Origin of the sequence: Cognatiyoonia sp. IB215182, assembly GCF_033963905.1 — a bacterium.
Classification (GTDB): domain Bacteria; phylum Pseudomonadota; class Alphaproteobacteria; order Rhodobacterales; family Rhodobacteraceae; genus Yoonia.
The window spans coordinates 261,317-280,827 of record NZ_JAXBMB010000004.1 but is presented as its reverse complement, the minus strand read 5'-3'; the positions used below and the strand labels follow the sequence as shown (position 1 = coordinate 280,827).

General features: G+C 60.7%; 15 protein-coding genes. 11 read left to right on the top strand and 4 right to left on the bottom strand.

Annotated features, from left to right (window positions below; translation table 11 throughout):
* Nucleotides 1-14: 14 nt before the first annotated feature.
* Genes tssK through SLH47_RS10045 form a run of 4 tightly spaced genes read left to right on the top strand, consistent with a single transcriptional unit; the run spans nucleotide 15 to nucleotide 6,624 of the window.
* Nucleotides 15-1,349 carry a type VI secretion system baseplate subunit TssK gene (tssK, locus tag SLH47_RS10060; protein ID WP_320239359.1) on the top strand — a complete coding sequence of 445 codons (1,335 nt, stop codon included), beginning with the start codon at nucleotides 15-17 and terminating at the stop codon, nucleotides 1,347-1,349.
* A complete protein-coding gene (gene icmH, locus SLH47_RS10055) occupies nucleotides 1,346-2,707 on the top strand; it encodes a type IVB secretion system protein IcmH/DotU (RefSeq protein ID WP_320239358.1) in 1,362 nt (453 codons plus the stop codon). Before tssK ends, icmH begins: the two co-directional genes overlap by 4 nt.
* A gap of 3 nt (nucleotides 2,708-2,710) precedes the next feature.
* Nucleotides 2,711-6,250 carry a type VI secretion system membrane subunit TssM gene (gene tssM, locus SLH47_RS10050; RefSeq protein WP_320239357.1) on the top strand — a complete coding sequence of 1,180 codons (3,540 nt, stop codon included), beginning with the start codon at nucleotides 2,711-2,713 and terminating at the stop codon, nucleotides 6,248-6,250.
* A gap of 2 nt (nucleotides 6,251-6,252) precedes the next feature.
* Nucleotides 6,253-6,624: a TagF domain-containing protein gene (locus SLH47_RS10045; RefSeq protein WP_320239356.1), complete on the top strand. Its 372-nt coding sequence runs from the start codon at nucleotides 6,253-6,255 to the stop codon at nucleotides 6,622-6,624.
* Between the two features lie 26 nt (nucleotides 6,625-6,650).
* Here the strand turns inward: SLH47_RS10045 and SLH47_RS10040 are convergent, their stop codons facing one another.
* Nucleotides 6,651-7,334 (bottom strand): OmpA family protein, encoded by a 684-nt coding sequence (locus SLH47_RS10040; protein WP_320239355.1) that lies wholly within the window; start codon nucleotides 7,332-7,334, stop codon nucleotides 6,651-6,653.
* A 142-nt stretch (nucleotides 7,335-7,476) separates the two neighbouring features.
* Between SLH47_RS10040 and SLH47_RS10035 the strand changes: the two genes are divergently transcribed.
* From SLH47_RS10035 to SLH47_RS10005, 7 genes are all read left to right on the top strand, one after another.
* Complete coding sequence (locus tag SLH47_RS10035; protein WP_320239354.1) at nucleotides 7,477-8,199, top strand: PP2C family protein-serine/threonine phosphatase; 723 nt, start codon at nucleotides 7,477-7,479, stop codon at nucleotides 8,197-8,199.
* A gap of 3 nt (nucleotides 8,200-8,202) precedes the next feature.
* The gene (locus SLH47_RS10030; RefSeq protein ID WP_320239353.1) at nucleotides 8,203-9,060 is read left to right on the top strand and encodes a M15 family metallopeptidase; all 858 of its coding nucleotides are present in this window, start codon (nucleotides 8,203-8,205) and stop codon (nucleotides 9,058-9,060) included.
* On the top strand, nucleotides 9,060-11,480 hold the full coding sequence (locus SLH47_RS10025) for an ImcF-related family protein (protein ID WP_320239352.1): 2,421 nt from the start codon (nucleotides 9,060-9,062) through the stop codon (nucleotides 11,478-11,480). Before SLH47_RS10030 ends, SLH47_RS10025 begins: the two co-directional genes overlap by 1 nt.
* Before the next feature lie 100 nt (nucleotides 11,481-11,580).
* The gene (locus SLH47_RS10020) at nucleotides 11,581-13,890 is read left to right on the top strand and encodes a type VI secretion system Vgr family protein (protein WP_320239351.1); all 2,310 of its coding nucleotides are present in this window, start codon (nucleotides 11,581-11,583) and stop codon (nucleotides 13,888-13,890) included.
* A 236-nt stretch (nucleotides 13,891-14,126) separates the two neighbouring features.
* Nucleotides 14,127-15,137, top strand: a complete 1,011-nt coding sequence (locus SLH47_RS10015; protein WP_320239350.1) for an ABC transporter substrate-binding protein — start codon at nucleotides 14,127-14,129, stop codon at nucleotides 15,135-15,137.
* A 48-nt stretch (nucleotides 15,138-15,185) separates the two neighbouring features.
* Entirely contained in the window at nucleotides 15,186-15,980 is a 795-nt protein-coding gene (locus SLH47_RS10010) for an ABC transporter ATP-binding protein (protein WP_320239349.1), read from the top strand.
* A complete protein-coding gene (locus tag SLH47_RS10005; protein WP_320239348.1) occupies nucleotides 15,977-16,744 on the top strand; it encodes an ABC transporter permease in 768 nt (255 codons plus the stop codon). Before SLH47_RS10010 ends, SLH47_RS10005 begins: the two co-directional genes overlap by 4 nt.
* Before the next feature lies 1 nt (nucleotide 16,745).
* Here the strand turns inward: SLH47_RS10005 and SLH47_RS10000 are convergent, their stop codons facing one another.
* From SLH47_RS10000 to accD, 3 genes are read right to left on the bottom strand one after another with little or no spacing between them, the layout of a single operon-like run.
* Nucleotides 16,746-17,234 carry a hypothetical protein gene (locus tag SLH47_RS10000; protein ID WP_320239347.1) on the bottom strand — a complete coding sequence of 163 codons (489 nt, stop codon included), beginning with the start codon at nucleotides 17,232-17,234 and terminating at the stop codon, nucleotides 16,746-16,748.
* 14 nt (nucleotides 17,235-17,248) lie between these two features.
* Nucleotides 17,249-18,523: a folylpolyglutamate synthase/dihydrofolate synthase family protein gene (locus tag SLH47_RS09995; RefSeq protein WP_320239346.1), complete on the bottom strand. Its 1,275-nt coding sequence runs from the start codon at nucleotides 18,521-18,523 to the stop codon at nucleotides 17,249-17,251.
* A complete protein-coding gene (gene accD, locus SLH47_RS09990; protein WP_320239345.1) occupies nucleotides 18,520-19,461 on the bottom strand; it encodes an acetyl-CoA carboxylase, carboxyltransferase subunit beta in 942 nt (313 codons plus the stop codon). Before accD ends, SLH47_RS09995 begins: the two co-directional genes overlap by 4 nt.
* Nucleotides 19,462-19,511 lie beyond the last annotated feature (50 nt).

The following is a 19,511-nucleotide window of genomic DNA, read 5'->3' as shown; positions in this document are numbered from 1 at the left end:
AAGGCCCGAAATACATGAGCGACACAAACCGCGTTGTCTGGTCGGAGGGTCTGTTCCTCCGCCCGCAACACTTCCAGCAGCAAGATCGGCACACCGATGCACTTATTCGGGGCGCGATGCTGGCGGCGTCGCATCAGAATTTCGGGTTTCGCAACCTGACGCTCGATAAAGCGGCGTTGGAGGCGGGCCAGATCGGCATCGATGCTGCTCAAGGTATCTTTCCCGATGGCACGCCGTTTTCGCTGCCCGAAATGACAACGGGGCTCAAGGCAGCAACCGTGTCTGCCAGCACCCATGCGGGGCTTGTGATGCTGGGCATCCCGGCGGTGCAAAGCGGTGCAGCAACAATGGATCCGGAAAGCACCGGTGCGGCAGGCGCGCGCTACACTGGCCAAATCGCAACCGTGCGCGACACGATCAAAGGCGGCGCCGATCCGACCGAGATCGAAGTCGCCCGCCTCGCCCCGCGCCTGTTCCTGCCGAAAGCGGCCACCGATGGCTATAGCTGCCTGCCCATCGCGCGCATCAACGGGTTGCATGCAGACGGCTCGGTCGCCCTTGATCCGGCTTTTCTGCCGCCAGCGCTCGTCACCTCCGCGAGCCCTTGGTACGCGACCTTCCTGCAAGAGGTGCTGACGGGGCTTGACCGCATCAGGCAGGCCCATGGCGATATCGTGATGCGCGGGGCGGGGGCGTCGGTTGAGAACCTTCTGATCCTGGAGCTTGCCAACACCGCACATCCCCGCATCGCCCACATGATGACGCAGGACATGTTCCACCCCTCCGAGCTTTTCTTCGAACTCGCGGGTCTCGCCGGGCGCATGGCGACCTTTGGCAGCTCATCCCGACGCATGTCGGAACTGCCCGCCTATGCCCATGATGACCCGCAGGCCGGTTTCGCCGCCATTGCGGATACGCTGCGCTCCCTCATCCTGTCGCTGCGCCATGTGGAGGTCAAAAGCCAGGCGCTGCAGGTCGCCAACCATGCCGAAAATGTCTGGACCGTGCGGATCGACAACACCGATATCATCAACAAACACCGGATCGTTCTGCGCGTGGGTGGTGAGATGTCGGAAGAGATGCTGCGCAAGATCTTTGTCGAACAGGCCACCATCGGGGCGGCTGACGAATTCGATGCGCTGTGGAAATCCAAGCTGACGGGCATTCCTCTCAAACCTTTGCATTCGCAACCGCGCGAAATCCCCTATGATGGGGATAGGCTGTGCCTAGAGCTGGACCGGACATCGGATCATTGGGCGAAACTGGCCGATGCGCCGGGCTTTGTGATCGGGGTTGCGGGCAAGCTGGAAAAACCGCCGCTGATTGATTGCTACGCCGTGAAACGATGACTAAGGACGATCCCTTCGGTCTGGAAACAGACGCCGGACGCACCCGGATCAGGCCCGCAAAGGCCAATCGTCCTGCGCCTGCACCCACGCAGGCACCTGTCGCACAAACAGCGACCTACGCTGACACATCCGCGCGCATGCGTGCCACACGGGCCAGCGACAATCCCCTGATCGCGGCGTTCTCGTTGCTTCTGGGTCTCGCCCCGGAACTTGAGTCGGCCACCATGGTCGAAGATCCCGAAACGCTGCGCGCGCGGCTTCTCGACAATCTGACCTACGCCCGTGATCAAGCGGTATCTTCCGGCGTGCCGCTGTCGCGCGCTGATCAGGCAGCGTGGTTCGTTGCGGCGCTGCTGGACGACATCGCGCTCAACACGCCCTGGGGCGGACAATCCTCCTGGCCCCGGCAGCCGCTGGTCGCAGCACTTTATGGCGATGTGGATGCGGGTGAGAGGTTTTTTGCCCGGACCGATGAGCTCTTGCGTTTTCCCGACAGCGACCGCGACATGCTGGAACTGGTATTCTTATGCCTGTCGTTCGGTTTTCGCGGCATGCACCGCGTCACCGGCAGCAATGGCGCAAGCGCGCTGAGCAGCCTGCGCGCGCAGATCTCGCGCTATGTGCGCGACGCGGAAGCCGATGACAAACCGCTTTCCCCCAATTGGAAAGGCGTCGATGCGCCCCCAGAAAAACAGGCCTTTGCCGTGCCCTATTGGGCCATCGCGATTATCGCCGCAGTGGTCATGCTGGCCATCTATGTTGGCCTTTCGATGCGCCTGACAGGCCAGTCAGAACGGCTTTACGCCCTTGCCAATGTCCTGCCCCCGCCCGAGCGCGCGGCGATCTTCCGCCCCGTCCGCGACACCGAACCCGCGCCCGAGATTGAGCTTGAGACTGTTTCGCTCGACCTTCTGCCACTTTTCGCCGACGCGGCCCCGCCCGATGATCTGCCCGCACTGACCGGGCGAGAGGACGTCTCGCTTGTCGTGATCGCCGTGCAGGCCACAGAGCCAGAGGTTTTCCGCTCGGCCCAGGCGGACATCAATGAAGAGTATCGCGATCTGATCGCCTCTATCGCGCGCGTGATTATCGAAAATGGGGACTTCATCGGCGGCGTCTCGGTCGTTGGCCATACCGACAGCATCCCTGTGCAGCGCAGCAATCCTTTCGCGACCAATCAGGGGCTGAGCGAGGCACGGGCGCAAACCATCGCCGATCTTCTGATCGCATCAGGCGTTGCGGCTGATCTGATCACTGCCTCCGGCAAGGCCGCGACCGAACCCATTGGCGACAACGCCACCCGCGAAGGGCGCGCGCGCAATCGCAGGGTCGAAATCATCATCGCCAAAAGGTTCTGATCCATGGGCTTTGTCAAAACCATCTTCGGCTTTCTGTTTTCCCGGCTTCTCTGGACGCTGATTGGGATCACACTGCTATGCCTGGTGGTCTGGTTTTATGGCGCACTGCTTCAATTCGGCACCGCCGTCCCGCTGGCCTCGCCCATCGCGCGGATCATCCTGATCGGGCTGATCGTCATCGCCTGGCTCGTCTCGATGCTGTTGCGACAATTGCGCGCGGCGCGAGCCAACCGGATGTTCGTGACCGAACTCGCTGGCCCTGAAGAACCCGCACCTGCCGCCCCGGGCGAAGAAAATGTAGCCGAGGTGCAGGAGAAGTTCCAGAATGTGCTGAGCCAGGTCAAACGCTCGAAACTCGGCGGGCGCAAGTTTGTGCGTGACATGCCGTGGTACGTGATCATCGGCCCGCCCGGCACTGGCAAGACCACCGCCCTCAAGCAATCGGGCCTGCATTTCCCCCTTGATCTGACCGATGACCTCAAGGGCATCGGCGGCACCCGCAATTGCGACTGGTTCTTTACCGAAGATGTCGTGCTGATCGACACGGCAGGGCGCTATGTTGAACAGAAAAGCGATCCGGATGTGGATTCCACTGAATGGTTCGGCTTCCTGCGTGTGTTGAAGAAACACCGCGGGCGGCGCGCATTGAATGGCGTCATCCTGACCCTTTCGGTGCAGGAGCTGACGGACGACGAAGCGGAACTGCGCGAACATGGCCGCCAGATTCGCAAGCGACTCGCAGAGTTGCGCGATGAGCTTGGGATCGACCTGCCCGTCTATCTGCTCATCACCAAAGCCGATCTGATCGTCGGGTTCGAGGCGTTCTTTAACCACCTTTCTACCCGCGAGCGGGAGCAGGTTTGGGGGGCGACACTGCCCGTCGGCGCGCGCGTCCACGGCGACACGGTTGAGCAAGAGATGAAGGCGCTGCTGGGCGCGTTGGAGCATCGCACGACCAACCGCGTGGCCGATGATATCCCCGTCGCCGACCGGGCCGCCGCCTTCCGCTTTCCCGCGCAGCTTGAGGCGCTCACACGTCCGCTGAAACAGCTAATCGAAACGGTCTTTGGCGAAAGCCGTTTTGACGATCCGGGAAATTTGCGCGGATTCTATTTTACCTCTGCCACGCAAGAAGGATCTCCGGTGGACGTGCTGGTCGGCGGGATCGCCGCCAATTTCGGCCTGCCACGACCTGCGATCAGCGCGCGCCATAGCGGTGAAAAGCGGTCCTTCTTTCTGCGCAACCTCCTGACCGATCTGATCTTTCCAGAAGCTGGTTTGGGCACCTTCGATCCAAAGTCGGAAGACCGCCGCCGCTGGATCTGGCAGGGCACGCTTGCCGCGGCCTGCGTCACAACATTGGTGGCGGGTGGCACCTTCCTTGCATCCTACGTACAGCAAAACCGGGCGATCACGGCCTATGGCGAAACGCTCACGGGTCTGAGCGCGCGGCTCTCCAACATCGCCTCGCGGCAGGCCCCGACCGATCCGCTGGATATGCCGCTCGCCCTGGATGCGATGGGTGAGATCAGCCGCGCCAGTGGGGGTGAACCGGCAGGCTTTCTCGCCCGGATCGGCCCGACAGCATTGGCAGAGCGCGCTTACGCCCAGAACATCGCCTATACACGCGGCCTCGATCACATCCTGCGTCCGCGCATGGTGGCGCTGCTAGAGGCCACAATGTGGCGGCAAATCCGTGACCCGGAGTACCTCTTGGGGGCGCTCAAGACCTATCAGATGATGACAGGACTCGCCCCCTTTGACGCGGATTTCGTCACCGGCTGGTGGCAAGACGGGCTGCCGCAATACGCCCCGCTTGACCCCTTCCCGGATGCAGAGGCGCTAGAACATCAAGTGGCGGCGATTGAGGTGATGGCGCTCTCCACCGAGTGGCCCGAACCTGACCCTGCTTTGGTGACCGCAGCGCTCGAAAGCGTCTGTTCCATCCCCATCAGCCTGCGCGCCTATCGCGCCCTCTTGAGCGATCCGGCGGTCGCTGGCCTGCAAGACTGGACACCAGCCGCACATGTGGGCCCCAATGGCGCACAGACCTTTACGCGTCTTTCTGACAAGACCCTACGGATCGGCCTGCCGGGCGCCTTCACGTATTCTGGCTTCCATGAGACTGTTGCGCCGCGCATCGGCGCCGTTGCGGTGCAGGCCGCCGTGGACAGAACGGTCTTTGCGGGCGGCTGTCCGGAAAGTGCCGACGCCTCTGCCGACAGTATCGAGGCGGATATCGCCAAGCTTTATTACGACGAATACATCGCCCAGTGGGACAGCCTTTTGCGCGATCTGCGCATCGCGCCTATCACCGATCTCCAGACGGCTACCCGCAATCTGCGCGACCTGTCGTCAGCTGATTCCTCGCTGCAACGGCTGCTTACTGCTGTGGTCGCCGAGACCGATCTGACGCGGCCCTCTAACGCTGAGGCCGCCGCCGACGCGGCGACCGACTCCGTGCTTGCCGCCGCTCAACGGCGCCTCGCCGGTTTGACGAAGCTGGGCAAGAATACCGGCCTGACCGCACAGCTTGGCGGCGCTGGCGCGGAAGAGGCGACAAGTGGCGCGCGTGTGGCGGAGCATTTCAAACCACTGCGCGCCACAATCGCCGAAATCGACGGTCAGCCCCCCTTGCTGACGAATACCCAAAACGCACTGGTGGCCCTCTCCAACGAATTGCAGATCGTGTCGGCCAGCCCCAATCCGCAGGCTGCGCTGCTTTCCTCGGGCGGCTTGCCGGTGCTCACGGGCGCCATCGCGAATGAGGCCGCAATCCTGCCTGACCCGATTGACGATTGGATCACCGGCATCGCAGGCGACACGACCGCCGTGACCCGCGACGCAATCGTTGCACAGCTTAACGCGAAGTGGCGGTCCGATGTTCTGCCTTTCTGCACATCGGCGACGAGGGGGCGATATCCGTTCGATCAATCCAGCCGAATTGATGTAAACATCCTCGATTTTTCACGCCTTTTTGGCGCTGGCGGTCTGATCGACAGCTTTATCGAAAACAGCCTTGCGCAATACGTCGATACCAACACGCGGCCTTGGTCATGGCGGGCCGATTTCGGGCTGAGCCCCGAGGCACTGGCCCCATTCGAAAACGCCCGCGCCATCCGCGATGCGCTCTTCCCCGGCGGTGCCGGGCCCGTGATCGGATTTATCCTTGTCCCCAATGACCTCAGCCCTAACGCATCACGCGTCACGTTGAATGTGGATGGCCAAACGCTCAGTTATTTTCACGCCAACGCCGCCGCTCAACCGATGACCTGGCCGGGTCCGAACGGCACCAACATGATCTCCCTCTCGTTCACGCCGCTCGAAGGGGGGCCAGAGGCGATCCGCACCGTGACTGGTGCCTGGGCGATCCTTCGGCTCATCGGCGAAGGGCGACTGCGCCCCACCGCGCTCCCCGAGGTGTTTGACCTAACCCTCGCGGGCAGCGGCTACAGCGCCACATTTCAGTTGCAGGCAAACAGCGTGGTTAACCCGTTTGATTTGCAAATATTCTCTGGCTTCCGCTGCGCCGAAGGATTCTGAGGATGGGCGTTGGCCTTTTTGGCAAACTGCCCGCCCATGGCGATTTCATCAGCCGCAACCTGCCCGGCCCATTGCGCAAATCGCTCGACCTGTGGATCACCCATAACATCGGACAAGAGACACTCCCGGATGGCGGATTATGCAAAAACCTGACACTGTCAGGCACTCCGATCACTGCGGTCATCCTACCCAGCCGTGACAAGTCGGGACGTATTTTTCCGGTTGTAGCGGTGATACCGGAACCCGCAGGCGAGGCCACTGGCATGGATGAATGGTACGATCAGATTGCCGCTCTCCTCCGCGATGCGGTGAGCACAGCAATTGATGTCGATACGTTGTTGGCATCACTACCAGCAGCGCCAAAAGCGACCTGATCCACACTAAAGAGCCGAAGGGCTGCTTAGCTCAACGCCTGGAACTCGACCCTGCGGTTTTCATCCGCGCGCGTATCGCTTGCATTGATCGGGAAACGTTCGCCCATTCCCAACGTTGTCAGCCGATCCGCTGCAATGTCACAACTACCGACCAGGTAGCGTGCTACTTCCTCTGCGCGCAGGCGCGACAACCGCTCGTTATACGAATCCGACCCGGCGGTGTCGGTATGGCCCACGATCTGGAAGACGTTGATGTCGCTATCGCGCATCACGACGCACATGCGGTCCAAGGTTGGTTTTTGATCATCAGCAATGGCGGCTGAGTCAAAGTCAAACTTCACGAAAAGGTTCACCTGCAGGTTCGGATCAAGCCGTCCGAACATCACACTGTCGGTCGTCGGCGCGACGGGCGCTGTCGGTGCGGTCTGGGCAACGGTCGTATCCGTGGTCGGCTGAAGGGGCGCCAGCTCCGCGCCGACGCTTGGGCTTTCGGGCGTTTCCACCTCTTCCAGCCCCGATGGCTCTACATCATCGACGGTCACCAGTGTCAGGCCACGTGTGCGCAGCTGCCCACCTTCACGCAATTCGGTAAAGGCAGAGCGCTGTGCCTCGAACAGCGACAGAATTTCGCTTTCATCAATGTCCTGCGCCGCAGCAGGCAAGGACATCGCACCTATCATCAAAGCAGTCACAAAATGAAGTTTTTTCATATCAATCCCCATCAGAAAAAGGATTAGTACCTCTTTCAGTATTGCGGTAAACTTGGGCTATTGCAACGTTTGGTCGGTACCGCATGGCCTATTTCAACCATCCTAGCTGCAGCGTTTTCACCCCTTCTCTGGCCCTTGAGCAATGACCTCGCCTGCGCTTCGATTTTCCGGCGCGGGCTATACCCATGTGGGCCATGTGCGCGAACGCAATGAGGATGCCATATTGCTTGATCCGGCGGGACAGCTTTGGGTCGTTGCTGACGGTATGGGCGGGCATGGCCATGGTGACATAGCTGCCGACATGGTGGTTGATGGCCTCGCCAATCTTGCGGACGGGGACGAGCCGGAGGTGATCCTGTCCGAGCAGATCACGCGGATCAATACCGACATTCATGCCATGATGATCCGCAGGGGCCGCACGATTGGCGCCACGCTGGTGGTGGCCTTTCTGCAGGACAATGTGTCGTATCTGGCCTGGGTCGGGGACAGCCGCATCTATCTGTCGCGCGGCGGGCGCCTGCGGCAATTATCGCATGATCATTCACGCGTGCAGGAAATGGTGGATGAGGGCCTGCTTGGACCGGAAGAGGCAGCCACCCATCCCGAACGCAACGTGATCACCCGGGCCATGGGGGTGGAACCGACGGTTGCCATCGACAGCGCCACGTTGCCAATGCTTGCCGGTGACCGGATCATGCTGTGTAGTGACGGTCTGACGACATGTGTGTCCGACCATGCCATCGCGCAGATCATGAACGCACATTCGGATCCTAAGGAAACGGCAGCAGCCCTCATGCATGCAGCACTTGATGCGGGCGCGCCCGACAATGTCTCTGTCATCGTGATTGGCGCGTCGGAGGGTTAGGGCATGCGCGGAACCGGTCTGGCAGGCCCCTTGATCGTTGCGATTGGTCTGGCGCTGGGTGGTCTGGTCTTTGCCATCGTCTCTGTTCTGTTGCAGACCGATGATGGCGGCGCGCTGGTGCGGTTGAACCGGGCCGAGGTTGAATTGCGTGCTGCACGGGCTGATCAGGTGGCCGCTGAACAGGCGCTTGCGACGGCGCAAGAAGAGATCGCCAGACTGCAATCCGCACTCGAGGCTGCAGCCACCGCCCAAAGCGCCCAGGTGACAACATCGATTATCCCAGACACGGTCGATGATCCGGGTGATCATGGCGAAGTGGTTGAGCTGACAGAGGAAATGATCCTTGCACGGGATCGGTTCAACCTTGGCGTCACGCAGCCCGGCAACCGCGTGATGCTTGAACTGCTCGGCCAGCCCCGCGGGCAATATGACAGCACGTGTCGCAATGTGACGAACCCCGAACTGCGCGCCTTGCTTGAGACACGGCAGATCGGCCCGATCCGCGTGACCATGATCAAACCGGCGCTCGACTCGCTCGAACGGATCATGGGCCGGCTGCAAGAGACCGAGCCGGATATCTATGCGGCTGTCGGGACAGCGGGGGCGCTTTGCGTGCGGCTGATCCGCGGCTCCAGTTCGTCGATCTCCAATCACAGCTGGGGTACAGCCGTTGACATCACTCTGGCCAATGATCTTGACGATTTCGCCGATGGCAGCACGCAATTTGGGCTGCTGCTTATTGCCGAGCTTTTCAATGAAGAGGGCTGGTATTGGGGCGCGACCTATTCGCGCGAGGATTCGATGCACTTTGAGGTGGGCGTCGAAACCCTGCGCCGCTGGGCGGCGGACGGGCAAATCTGATGCAGTCGGGCGATGAGGGCGCGGTTTTCCGGGCGCAAGCGGCACCGTTTGAAGAGTTTCTGACACATCTCAGCCCGAAACAGATGCGCAACCTGGGCAGGTTGTCCGATGAACTGGCAGTGCGGCTCGACCGGTTTGCCGCCGATTGCGCGGACAACAATGTGCCGAATGTTCAAATACGCCCCGCAAGGCTGGCACTGGCCACTTGGGCCGATCAGGTGGTCCGCCAACGCAGCAAAGCTGACCTGACCGCCTGGTCAGGTCATGCCCGGCAAAGCCTGTTTGAAGGTCGCAATATCGGCAAGTCAGAGATCGCGCATTTTGCAGATGTGGCGAAAGAGCAAGGTCCGGATTTCGCCGATCTGGCCGCGTTTCTGGACTACTGCCTGCGGCAGATGTCAGATATGCGGCAGGCAACACCACTGAAGCGGGGCCGCACCGGCATTTCTGCGGTGCTTGTCATGCTGGTTTTGCTAACCCTCGGCGTTGGGTCTTACGCGGCCTATCTTGAAGCACGCTTTCACCGCCAAGCGCTTGACGCCTACGCGGCACTCGAAGACGAGCTGACCGGCGGAATTACGGGGCAAAGCGCACAGGTTGTCGAGATACTGAACACGCTTTCGGGCGATCTGGTGCATGTACGCGCTGCAGCTGCCAAGGCACCCTTGCGCGGCATGATCACCCTGCCCTTTGCCGACGCGGTAGGCAGCGCACAGACGCGGTATCAAGAGACGGTCAGCGAAGTGGCAACACCACTGCTTGGTGAGGCGATTGAGCTGGCACTGGCCACCGAAGGGCAGGGACTGGCACTTTACGACACGGTCCGGGCACATGGCATCCTGACGGGGCTCACCGCGTGGGAGCCGCACTTTCTCGCCGGATGGGTCGCAGCACGGGAAGAGGCGCTTGGCCTGCAAGGCTTTGCCGATCATGTGGCGCTGATCCCCGGCCCGGTGACCGATCTGCCGCCACCCGATCCACTGATCATGGAGCAAGCGCGCGGTTTTGCCGCCGAAACCGAAGAGGCGGACCGGGCCTGGCTTGAGATGCTCCGCGCGCCCGACATCGCCGAACTGCCGGTCTGGGATGCGCAACAATCCGTGCCACGGCTTGGGCAGGTGGCTTACCGTCGCTCTGGCGCGCCATTGCAGGTGGCGGGGCTGTATACCATCGCTGGGTGGGAGGCCGCGCGCGATGTCGCGGCAGGTGTGGCGGTGCAGAAAACCCGCGATCTGGCCTTACCGCTTTTTGGGCAAGATTTGCCGCGCCTCAACAACACGCCAGATCTGGTGCTGGCGCGCCAGCAGGCCGAGACGATCCGCGTCTGGCAGGACTGGCTCTCTGATCTGCGTGTGATCCCCTTTGATGAACCGCAGACCGCGATCATCGTGTCGGGGACACTGTCGCAAGCGCAATCGCCCCTGCCCGCGCTTCTCCAAGAGGTCTGGTTGCAGGTTGGCGGCGCCGACCGCACCCGTCCGCGCCCCCTGCTGCAAGACGTCGCCCGCACCTTCGGCCCGATGATCCAATATGTCGAGCAGGGCCGGATGGAAGAGATTGCCGCGCTCTTTGCCAGCGTCAATGTCGCCCTCAGCACTCGTGATCTGGATCAGGCGCGCGGCGATGATGCGATCATGAGCGTGACGACCCGCGCCCAATCGATCCAATCGCTGCGTGCGGCGCCACGCGTCGTCGCACTTCTGGTCGAGGATACTTTGGCACAGATCAGCGGTGGCAATGCCGACGACACACCGCTCGGACGCGCCTGGACCCGCGTTCATGCGCAATGCACGCGGGCGCTCGCGGGTCGGTTCCCGTTTGGCGAAGGGCCACCGGTCACGCCATCCACCGTGGAACAAATGCTAGGACCGGCAGGCGCGATCCCGGTCTTCTTCCGTCAGTTCGCCGCGCCCAACCTCGATACCGAAATCAGTCCATGGCGCTGGAAAACCGAAGCACGCTTTGCCGGTTTGTCCCCCGACACAGCCGCCTTTCTAGAACAAGCAATGACGATCAGCGCAGGCATGTTCGAGGGTGGAACACTGGGCGCGGATGTAACGATCACAACGCTGGCCGAGCGTGGGTCTGCCACGCTGCGCCTTGGCGGGGTCGAGGTGCCGATGGGCGCAAACACCACTCCCGCTCCGGTCGACTGGCCCGGCCCCGCCGCCGCGCAGGGCATCGCCTTGCAATTCGTAGGGGCTGAACCCAGCGACACGCTCACACGTACCGGACCCTGGGGGATGCTGCGGCTGCTGGACGATCTGCGCTTGCGCCCACGCGACGAAGGGCGCCGGTTTCTGGTGGATATGCGCGATGCTACGGGGCGGCTTTTTGTTGAGCTCAGCTTTGCCGACCCGATCAATCCGGTCTCTGTTCGCTCGTTGATGCAAACACTGCATTGCCCAGATCAATTGTGACGGGGGTGACTTACGCCGCGCCCGAATTCGGTTATGTTACAAGGGTATTGCAAGCAATGACGATAGTTGCGACGATTTTTGAATGAAAGCGATCTGACCCATGCCTCAAGGACGCGAATTCACGATCACGACGCCACTTGGCCCCGATACGCTCTTATTCTCGCGGATGCAGGGCCATGACGCGATAGGGGAATGCTTTGCCTTCGACATCGACATGATTAGCGAGGATCTGGACATCGCCGCCGCCGATCTCTTGGGCCAGGGGATCACGCTGCGCATCGGGCATGAAGATGAGGAGCCTGCATTTCTGCATGGTCTGGTCGACAGGCTGAGCATGATTGAGATCACCGACAGGGAAGCGAGCTATCGCGCGCAATTGCGGCCCTGGCTATGGTTTCTTTCGAAATCCACCGACAACCGCATTTTCCAGAACCTGTCGATCGTGGAGATCATTGAAGAGGTCTTTGCGGCCTACCCAGCGGCAAAGTTCGAAAATCGCCTGCAGAACACCTATGATCCGATCCCCTATTGCGTCCAATACGGGGAAAGTGACCTCGATTTCCTTATGCGCTGGATGGAGCATGAGGGGATATTCACCTTCTTCGAGTTTGAAGATGGCGCGCATACGCTAGTTCTGGTCGATACGCTTAGCGCGCTGGCTCCGGCGGAGGGGCAAGAACAGATCGCCTTTTCACCCGATCTCCCTCCGAGCTTTGAGAACCGCGATTTCATCACGCGCTGGACCTGGGATGCACAGGTTACGACGGGGGAATTCACCCATACGGATTACGACTTTACCAAGCCCGCCGCCGATCTGATGGGCAAGTCGGTCAATCCCGGCGAACACGATCTGGGCGACCTTGAAGCCTACCACTATCCCGGCACCTATACCGAGCTTGACCGGGGCGATGCGCTGGCGGTAGTCCGCATGCAAACCCTGAAATCACCCTGCGCCCGCGCCTTCGCCCAAGCGACAGCACGCGGCATCCATAGTGGCCATCTTTTTGAATTGACGGATTTCTGGCGCGAGGCCGAGAACGCGGAATATGCCATCCTGCGCACCGATTATGACATCTGGGACGGCCAATATGCAGCGCTGGGCCGCGATGTCGAAGAGGGGTTTCAGGTCACCCTCGCCCTGACCCCTACAACCGAAGAATACCGCCCGCCCCGGATCACGCCGAAACCGGTGATGCGCGGGCCACAAACGGCGGTTGTGGTCGGGCCTGCGGGAGAAGAGATTTTCACGGATGAATATGCCCGCGTGAAGGTGCAGTTTCATTGGGATCGTCTGGGCGCGAAAGACGAGAACTCGTCGTGTTTTGTGCGCGTCAGCGCGGCCTGGGCAGGATCGGGCTACGGCTTCATCCAGATCCCCCGCATCGGGCAGGAGGTCATCGTCGACTTCCTCGAAGGTGACCCTGATCAGCCGATCATCACGGGTCGCGTCTATAATGCAGCACAGATGCCCCCCTATGGCCTGCCGGGCAGTGCGACCCAATCAGGCTGGAAATCCGACAGCTCGCCCGGCGGGGGCGGCTATAACGAGTTGCGGTTTGAGGACAAGGCGGGTTCGGAAGAGGTCTATTTCCAGGCGCAAAAAGACCATAACGAACTGATCAAGAATAACGAAAGCCGCCTGATCCAGAACGACTTTTCCGAACGCGTCGACAACAACGCAACCCAGTCAATCGGCGTGGACCGGGCCGAGGATGTAGGCAACAACAAGACGACCGAGATCGGCGTCAATCGCACGGTGACCATCGGCAATGACGACACCGAAAGCGTTGGCGCGAACCGGTCACTGAGCGTCGGCGCGGACGAGACAATCAGCGTCGCCGCCAATAGCAGCGAAGATATCGGCGCCAATCACAGCCAGACCGTGGGCGCCAATCAGACCATCAATGTCACTGTCGCGCGCAGCGACAACGTGGGCGCCGCCGAAAGCCGCATTGTCGGCGCCGCTCAGTCGCAGGTCGTCGGCGCCGCACGCACCGTGACCGTGGGTGCGGATCAAAGCCACACGATCGGGTCGGATAATTCCTGGACCGTTGCGGGAAATGAGAGCCAGACAATTGCTGGAAATCGGACCGAAGATGTGGGCGGCAATGAAACCATCACCCTGAAGGGCGACCAAAGCTGGACCGGCCAGGGCGGCAGGACGGTGAAGGTCAGCAAAAGCCAGGCCCACGATGTGACCGAAGATGTGATGATCAAGTCTGGCAAATCGATGTTGCTAGAGGCCGCCGACAGCATTGTGCTGAAATGCGGATCGGCCGTCATGACGCTCAAAAAAGACGGTACAATCACAGTTGAGGGCAAGGACATCAGCTTTGACGCATCGGGCAAGGTCAATGTCAAAGCCGATGGCGAGATCACGATGAAGGGCAGCAAGATCAATCAGAATTAGGCGGTTTCTGCCGCATAGATTGCATTAGGACGAGCATTTGTGCCCTTGGCGTGCGGAACACTCCACCAGATATGCTCAAAAATGCAGCACATTTGCCAAAAAAATGACCATCTGATAGGTGCAATCCGCTGCCTCATCTTATCGCCGTGTCACTTGGCTTTTCATCCAAGTGCGTCTTTGATCAACATGCGGAGGTTTGAAATCCGTGAACTTCAGATGATTGCGAGGCCAGTTCCATGAAACACTATACCCAATTTGCTGCCGCCTTGGCGCTCACCGCCACTGGCGCATTTGCCGATGGTCATGCGACCGAAGTGCCCTTTGCGCTTGATTGGAAATTCGAAGGCCCTGCCGCCCCCTATTTCGCCGCGATCGACAATGGCCATTTCGAAAGCGCCGGTCTGAGCGTCGAGATTACGGCGGGTTCCGGCTCTTTGGATGCGATTCCAAAGGTCGCGACCGGGGCGTTTCCTATCGGTTTTGCCGATATCAACAGCCTGATTCGTTTCCTTGATCAGAACCCTGACGCGCCGGTCACTGCGGTGATGATGGTGTATGACAAGCCGCCCTTTGCGGTTATCGGCCGCGCCTCGCTGGGCGTGTCGGAACCATCCGACCTGGAAGGCAAGATCCTTGGCGCGCCGCCACCCGATGGCGCATGGGCGCAGTTCCCGATCTTTGCCGCTGAAAATGGTCTCGATTCCGATTCGATCACTGTTGAGCCTGTGGGCTTTCCCACTCGCGAACCGATGCTGGCCGAAGGCAACGTGGCGGCCATCACCGGCTTTTCGTTCAGTTCCTACCTGAACCTCGTTCGCCTCGGTGTGCCAGAGGATGACATCACGACGCTGCTTATGGCCGATTACGGGCTCGACCTTTATGGCAACGCGATCATCGTGAATACGGACTTTGCCGCCGACAATGCGGACGTCGTCTCAGGCTTCCTTGAGGCCGTGGCTATGGGCTGGAAAGACGCCATCGCCGACCCGGCCGCTGTCATGCCCGCGCTCATCGACCGTAACCCGGCGGCTGATGCAGGTCTCGAACAGCGCCGTCTGCAACTGGCCATTGATGCCAATGTGCTGACCGACCACGTCATGGCAAACGGGATGGGAACGATCGACCCGGCCCGGCTGGATGCGGCCATCGAACAGATCAAGATGGTTTATGAGTTCCAGAATGAACCCGACGCGAGCCTCTATTTCACCGATGCCTACCTGCCAGAGGGTGGCTTCCCACTCAATTAACAGGCACGGTTTGTGGGGCGGCCTTGTCGCCCCGCAAGGTAGACCAGAATGACCCCACTCATCGACATCAAGGGCGTGCGGCATGCCTATGAAACGGCCAGCGGCCCACTGCCGGTGCTGGACGGTCTTGATATCACCGTTGCTGAGGGCGGCTTTTGCGCGGTGGTTGGGCCGTCAGGCTGCGGAAAATCCACGCTGACCCGGCTGATCGCAGGCCTGATGCGCCCCGATGAGGGCGAAGTCTGGCTGCATGGTGAACTGGTCAAAGGGCCACGCTCGACCGTCGGCATGGCCTTTCAGAACCCTGTGCTGCTGGAATGGCGCAGCATCCTGCGCAATGTCATGCTGCCGCTCGAAATCGTGCCGGGGGGGTTAAAAGGCAAAGCCGCCGAAGATCGCGCGCGGTCGCTCCTTGCGTTGGTCGGTCTTGAGGGCTTTGAAGACAAACGCCCGTCCGAACTGTCGGGTGGCATGCGCCAGCGCGCCTCACTCTGCCGCGCCTTGGTGCATCAGCCGGATGTGCTGATCCTCGATGAACCCTTTGGTGCGCTCGATGCCTTCACCCGCGAAGATCTTTGGCAAACGATGCATGACGTGAAGGCGAAAGAACCCTTTACCGCCGTTCTGATCACCCATGATCTGCGCGAATCCATCTTTCTGGGCGATCAGGTTGTCGTTCTGTCAGGCCGCCCGGCACATACCCAATATGTCATGGACATCCCCCGTAATGGCATCCCCAGCCTTGATGACCTTTACACACCCGAAGGTGCCGAACGCTTGGCAACACTGCGCCATCAGATCGAAATCGCCCAGGGTCGCGCGCCGGAAGAGGCCGCATCATGAACCCCACCTTGCGCAAAATCCTCGTCCCTACCGCAGCGATGGTCATCTTTCTGGTACTGTGGGAGGCGCTGGTCTGGGTCATGGGGTGGCCGAATTTCAAGATGGCCTCTCCCAGTGACCTGATCCCGGCCTATCAGCGCTATTGGGATCTGTTCCTGATCATGGGCTGGCAGACGCTTTGGCGCACGGTGCTTGGTCTGCTGCTGGCCATCGTGGTAGGCACAGCCATCGGCATGATCATGGGCTTCTCGCGCACAATGCGCGACGCGCTCTATCCGCTGCTGGTTGGTTTCAACGCCATCCCCAAGGCGACCGTTGTGCCCATCGTCGCGCTCATGTTCGTCGGCGCGCATGATTTCAACACCGTGCTGATCGCCTTCATGATCTCTTTCTTCCCGATTGCGGTTTCGGTCTCCATCGGTCTCTCAACACTCGAACCGGAATACCGCGATATTCTGCGCGCGCTGGGCGCCTCGCAAACCACGATCTTCTGGAAGATCGCGCTGCCCAAAACGCTGCCCGAGTTTTTCGGGGCGCTCAAAGTCTCGGTCACGCTCGCCTTCATTGGCACCAACCTGATGGAGATCGTCAGCCCCCATGGCCGCGGCCTTGGCGCACTTTTTGACAGCGGCAAGACGAATTCCGACTATCCGCTGATGTTTGCGGTGCTGATCGCCTTGGCCGTGCTTGGCATCGTCCTCTACTACGTCGTCGTCGCACTGGAACGTATTTTCGCAGGCTGGGCCGAGCGTCAGCCGGGCTAACTTAACTTGTCGGCGCGTAAACCCGGCATTGCGGGTCAACTGGCGTGGGGCTGACCAGAAATGTGGTCTCGGGCGGCATGCCGCTTTCCTCGATCCAGACACCGTTCAGGCAGAAATCCTGCGCGTAATTGCCGAGGTTGAAACCAAATCCGGGGTTGCCGCAATCCTCTGCCGTACCATCGGCGTTCCACGCCTGGCTGACGCCCAGGCCCACATCGCCGGGGGTCATGAAGGCGTTGCGGGACGGATCAAAATGCAGGATCCAGCTGTCATCCGGCTCACGCGTTGCCATATCCCATTTGCCAAGCAGCGTGCCTTCGAGATATCCGGCGATGCGGAACTCGGTCACATCATCCTGCGTAACTAGCGGTTTGTTCAATGCTGAAGGGCTGATCGTCATCTGCCCGACCATCGAGTAGTCATTTGCGCCCAGCCAGCAGAAATAGAATTGCGCGGCCTGCGCATTGCTGGCCAAGACACTCAAGATCATCGCACACAGCCGGATCAAACCGCATTCTCCCGCATCACATGGCCTGCCAGATAGAGCGACCCGCAAATGAGGATACGCGCATTTGGGCTTTGGGTGGTAATCTGGCGAATTGCCGCAGCGACGCTGTCGGCTGTCGTGGCAGGCAGTCCCACGGCCTCTGCCGCATCCGCCGTCTCATCCGCCGTCAAAGTGGCGCGTTCGTCGGGGATCGACACGGCCGTCAAGCTCTCGACCACCGCGGCCAATGGAGCCAGATAGCCACCCACATCCTTGGTCTTCAGCATGCCACAAATCAGATGTGTTGGGCGCGGGGGCAAATCTTTGAGGGTCGCCGCGATCGCCCGCCCCGCCGCCGGGTTATGCCCCCCGTCAAGCCACAGTTCCGCTGTGCCCGCCAAATCGCATAAAGGCCCGCTGCGCAGCCGCTCCATCCGGGCAGGCCACTCGGCGCGGGTCACCGCCGCTTCACACGCGGCCTCATCCCGGCCCAGTGCCCGCAAGGCGGCAATCGCGGACCCCGCATTCATCACCTGATGTGCGCCCGGCAGATTGGGCATCGGCAAATCCAAGAGCCCCGTCTCATCCTGATAGACCAGCCGCCCACGTTCTACGCCCACATGCCAGTGCTGCCCATACGCGAGAAGCGGAGCGCCGAGCGCCCCCGCCACCCGCTCAATCACATCCATACTCTCGTCATGCTGTGGACCCACGACACAAGGCACGCCGCGCTTGATAATCCCTGACTTTTCACCCGCAATCTGAGCCAGCGTATCACCCAGAAACCGCTGGTGATCCATGTCCACTGGCGTGATCACCGTCAGCAAGGGCTTGTCGACCACATTGGTGGCATCGAGCCTGCCACCCAGACCTACCTCCAACAGCGTGTAGTCCGCTTCCGCCTCGGCAAAGGCGAGCAGCGCGGCTACGGTCGTGATCTCAAAATAGGTGATCGGCTTGCCGTCATTGGCTACATAGCAGCGGTCGAGAACCTCCGTCAGCGCCTCTTCGGAAATGAGCGTCCCCGCCAGGCGGATCCGCTCATGAAACCGCGCCAGATGCGGTGACGTATACGCATGCACTCGCGCGCTGCCCTGCTCCAGCCCCGCGCGGATCATCGCTTGCGTTGACCCTTTGCCATTGGTGCCCGCGATGTGGATGACCGGGGGCAAGCGCCGCTCCGGATTGCCAACAGCCTCCAACAAATTCCAGACACGATCCAGTACCAAATCAATGACCTTGGGATGCAAGGCCATCATCCGTTCCAGGATCACGTCAGAGCGGGCGGTCACTTCGCCTCTTCGGGGGCAATCGGGTTTTCGAGCTGCAATGCGGCGTCCGATGTGATTTCGGGCGCGGGCAGATCCCCTTTGACTGGGGCGGGCTGCTGCATCAGCAGCCGCACAATCGTGACCAGTTCGTCCTTCAGATCTGTTCGCTTGGTCACACGGTCAAGCATGCCGTGATCGAGAAGGTATTCAGCGCGCTGGAACCCCTCGGGCAGTTTTTCCCCAATCGTCTGTTCAATCACCCGCGCACCGGCAAAGCCGATCAGCGCATTGGGTTCGGCGATCTGCACATCGCCCAGCATCGCGTAAGAGGCTGTGACCCCGCCGGTCGTCGGATGGGTCAGGACCACGATGTAAGGCAGCCCCGCCTCTTTGAGCATCTGCACCGCAATCGTTGTGCGGGGCATTTGCATCAGGCCCAGTATCCCCTCTTGCATCCGCGCACCACCTGCAGCGGAAAAAAGGATCATTGGGCGTTTCAGCTCAATCGCGCGTTCAGCGGCAGCAACAATCGCGTTGCCCACATAGATCGACATCGACCCGCCCATAAAGGAAAAGTCCTGCACGGCGACCACAACAGGCGTCCGACCCATCTCGCCCTCGGCCACCAGCATCGCGTCTTTCTCACCGGTCTTCTTGCGCGCCTCTTTGATCCGGTCGGTATAGCGTTTCTGGTCGCGGAAATGTAGCGGATCGGGGACGGCATCGGGCACCGGCACCTCAACAAACACGCCGCCATCAAAAACCGAATGCAGCCTGTCCCGCGCCCCGATGGGCATGTGGTGGCCGCAATTGGTGCAAACATTCAGGTTCTCGGCCAGTTCGCGGTGAAACAGCATGGTCCCGCAATTGTTGCACTTGGTCCACAGGTTCTCCGGCACCTCACGCCGCGAAAAGAGCGAGTTGATCGTAGGGCGGACGTAATTGGTGATCCAGTTCATGCGGGGTCCCTGTGTTATTGCCTGTCAAATATGCCGCAGGCGGGGGAAAT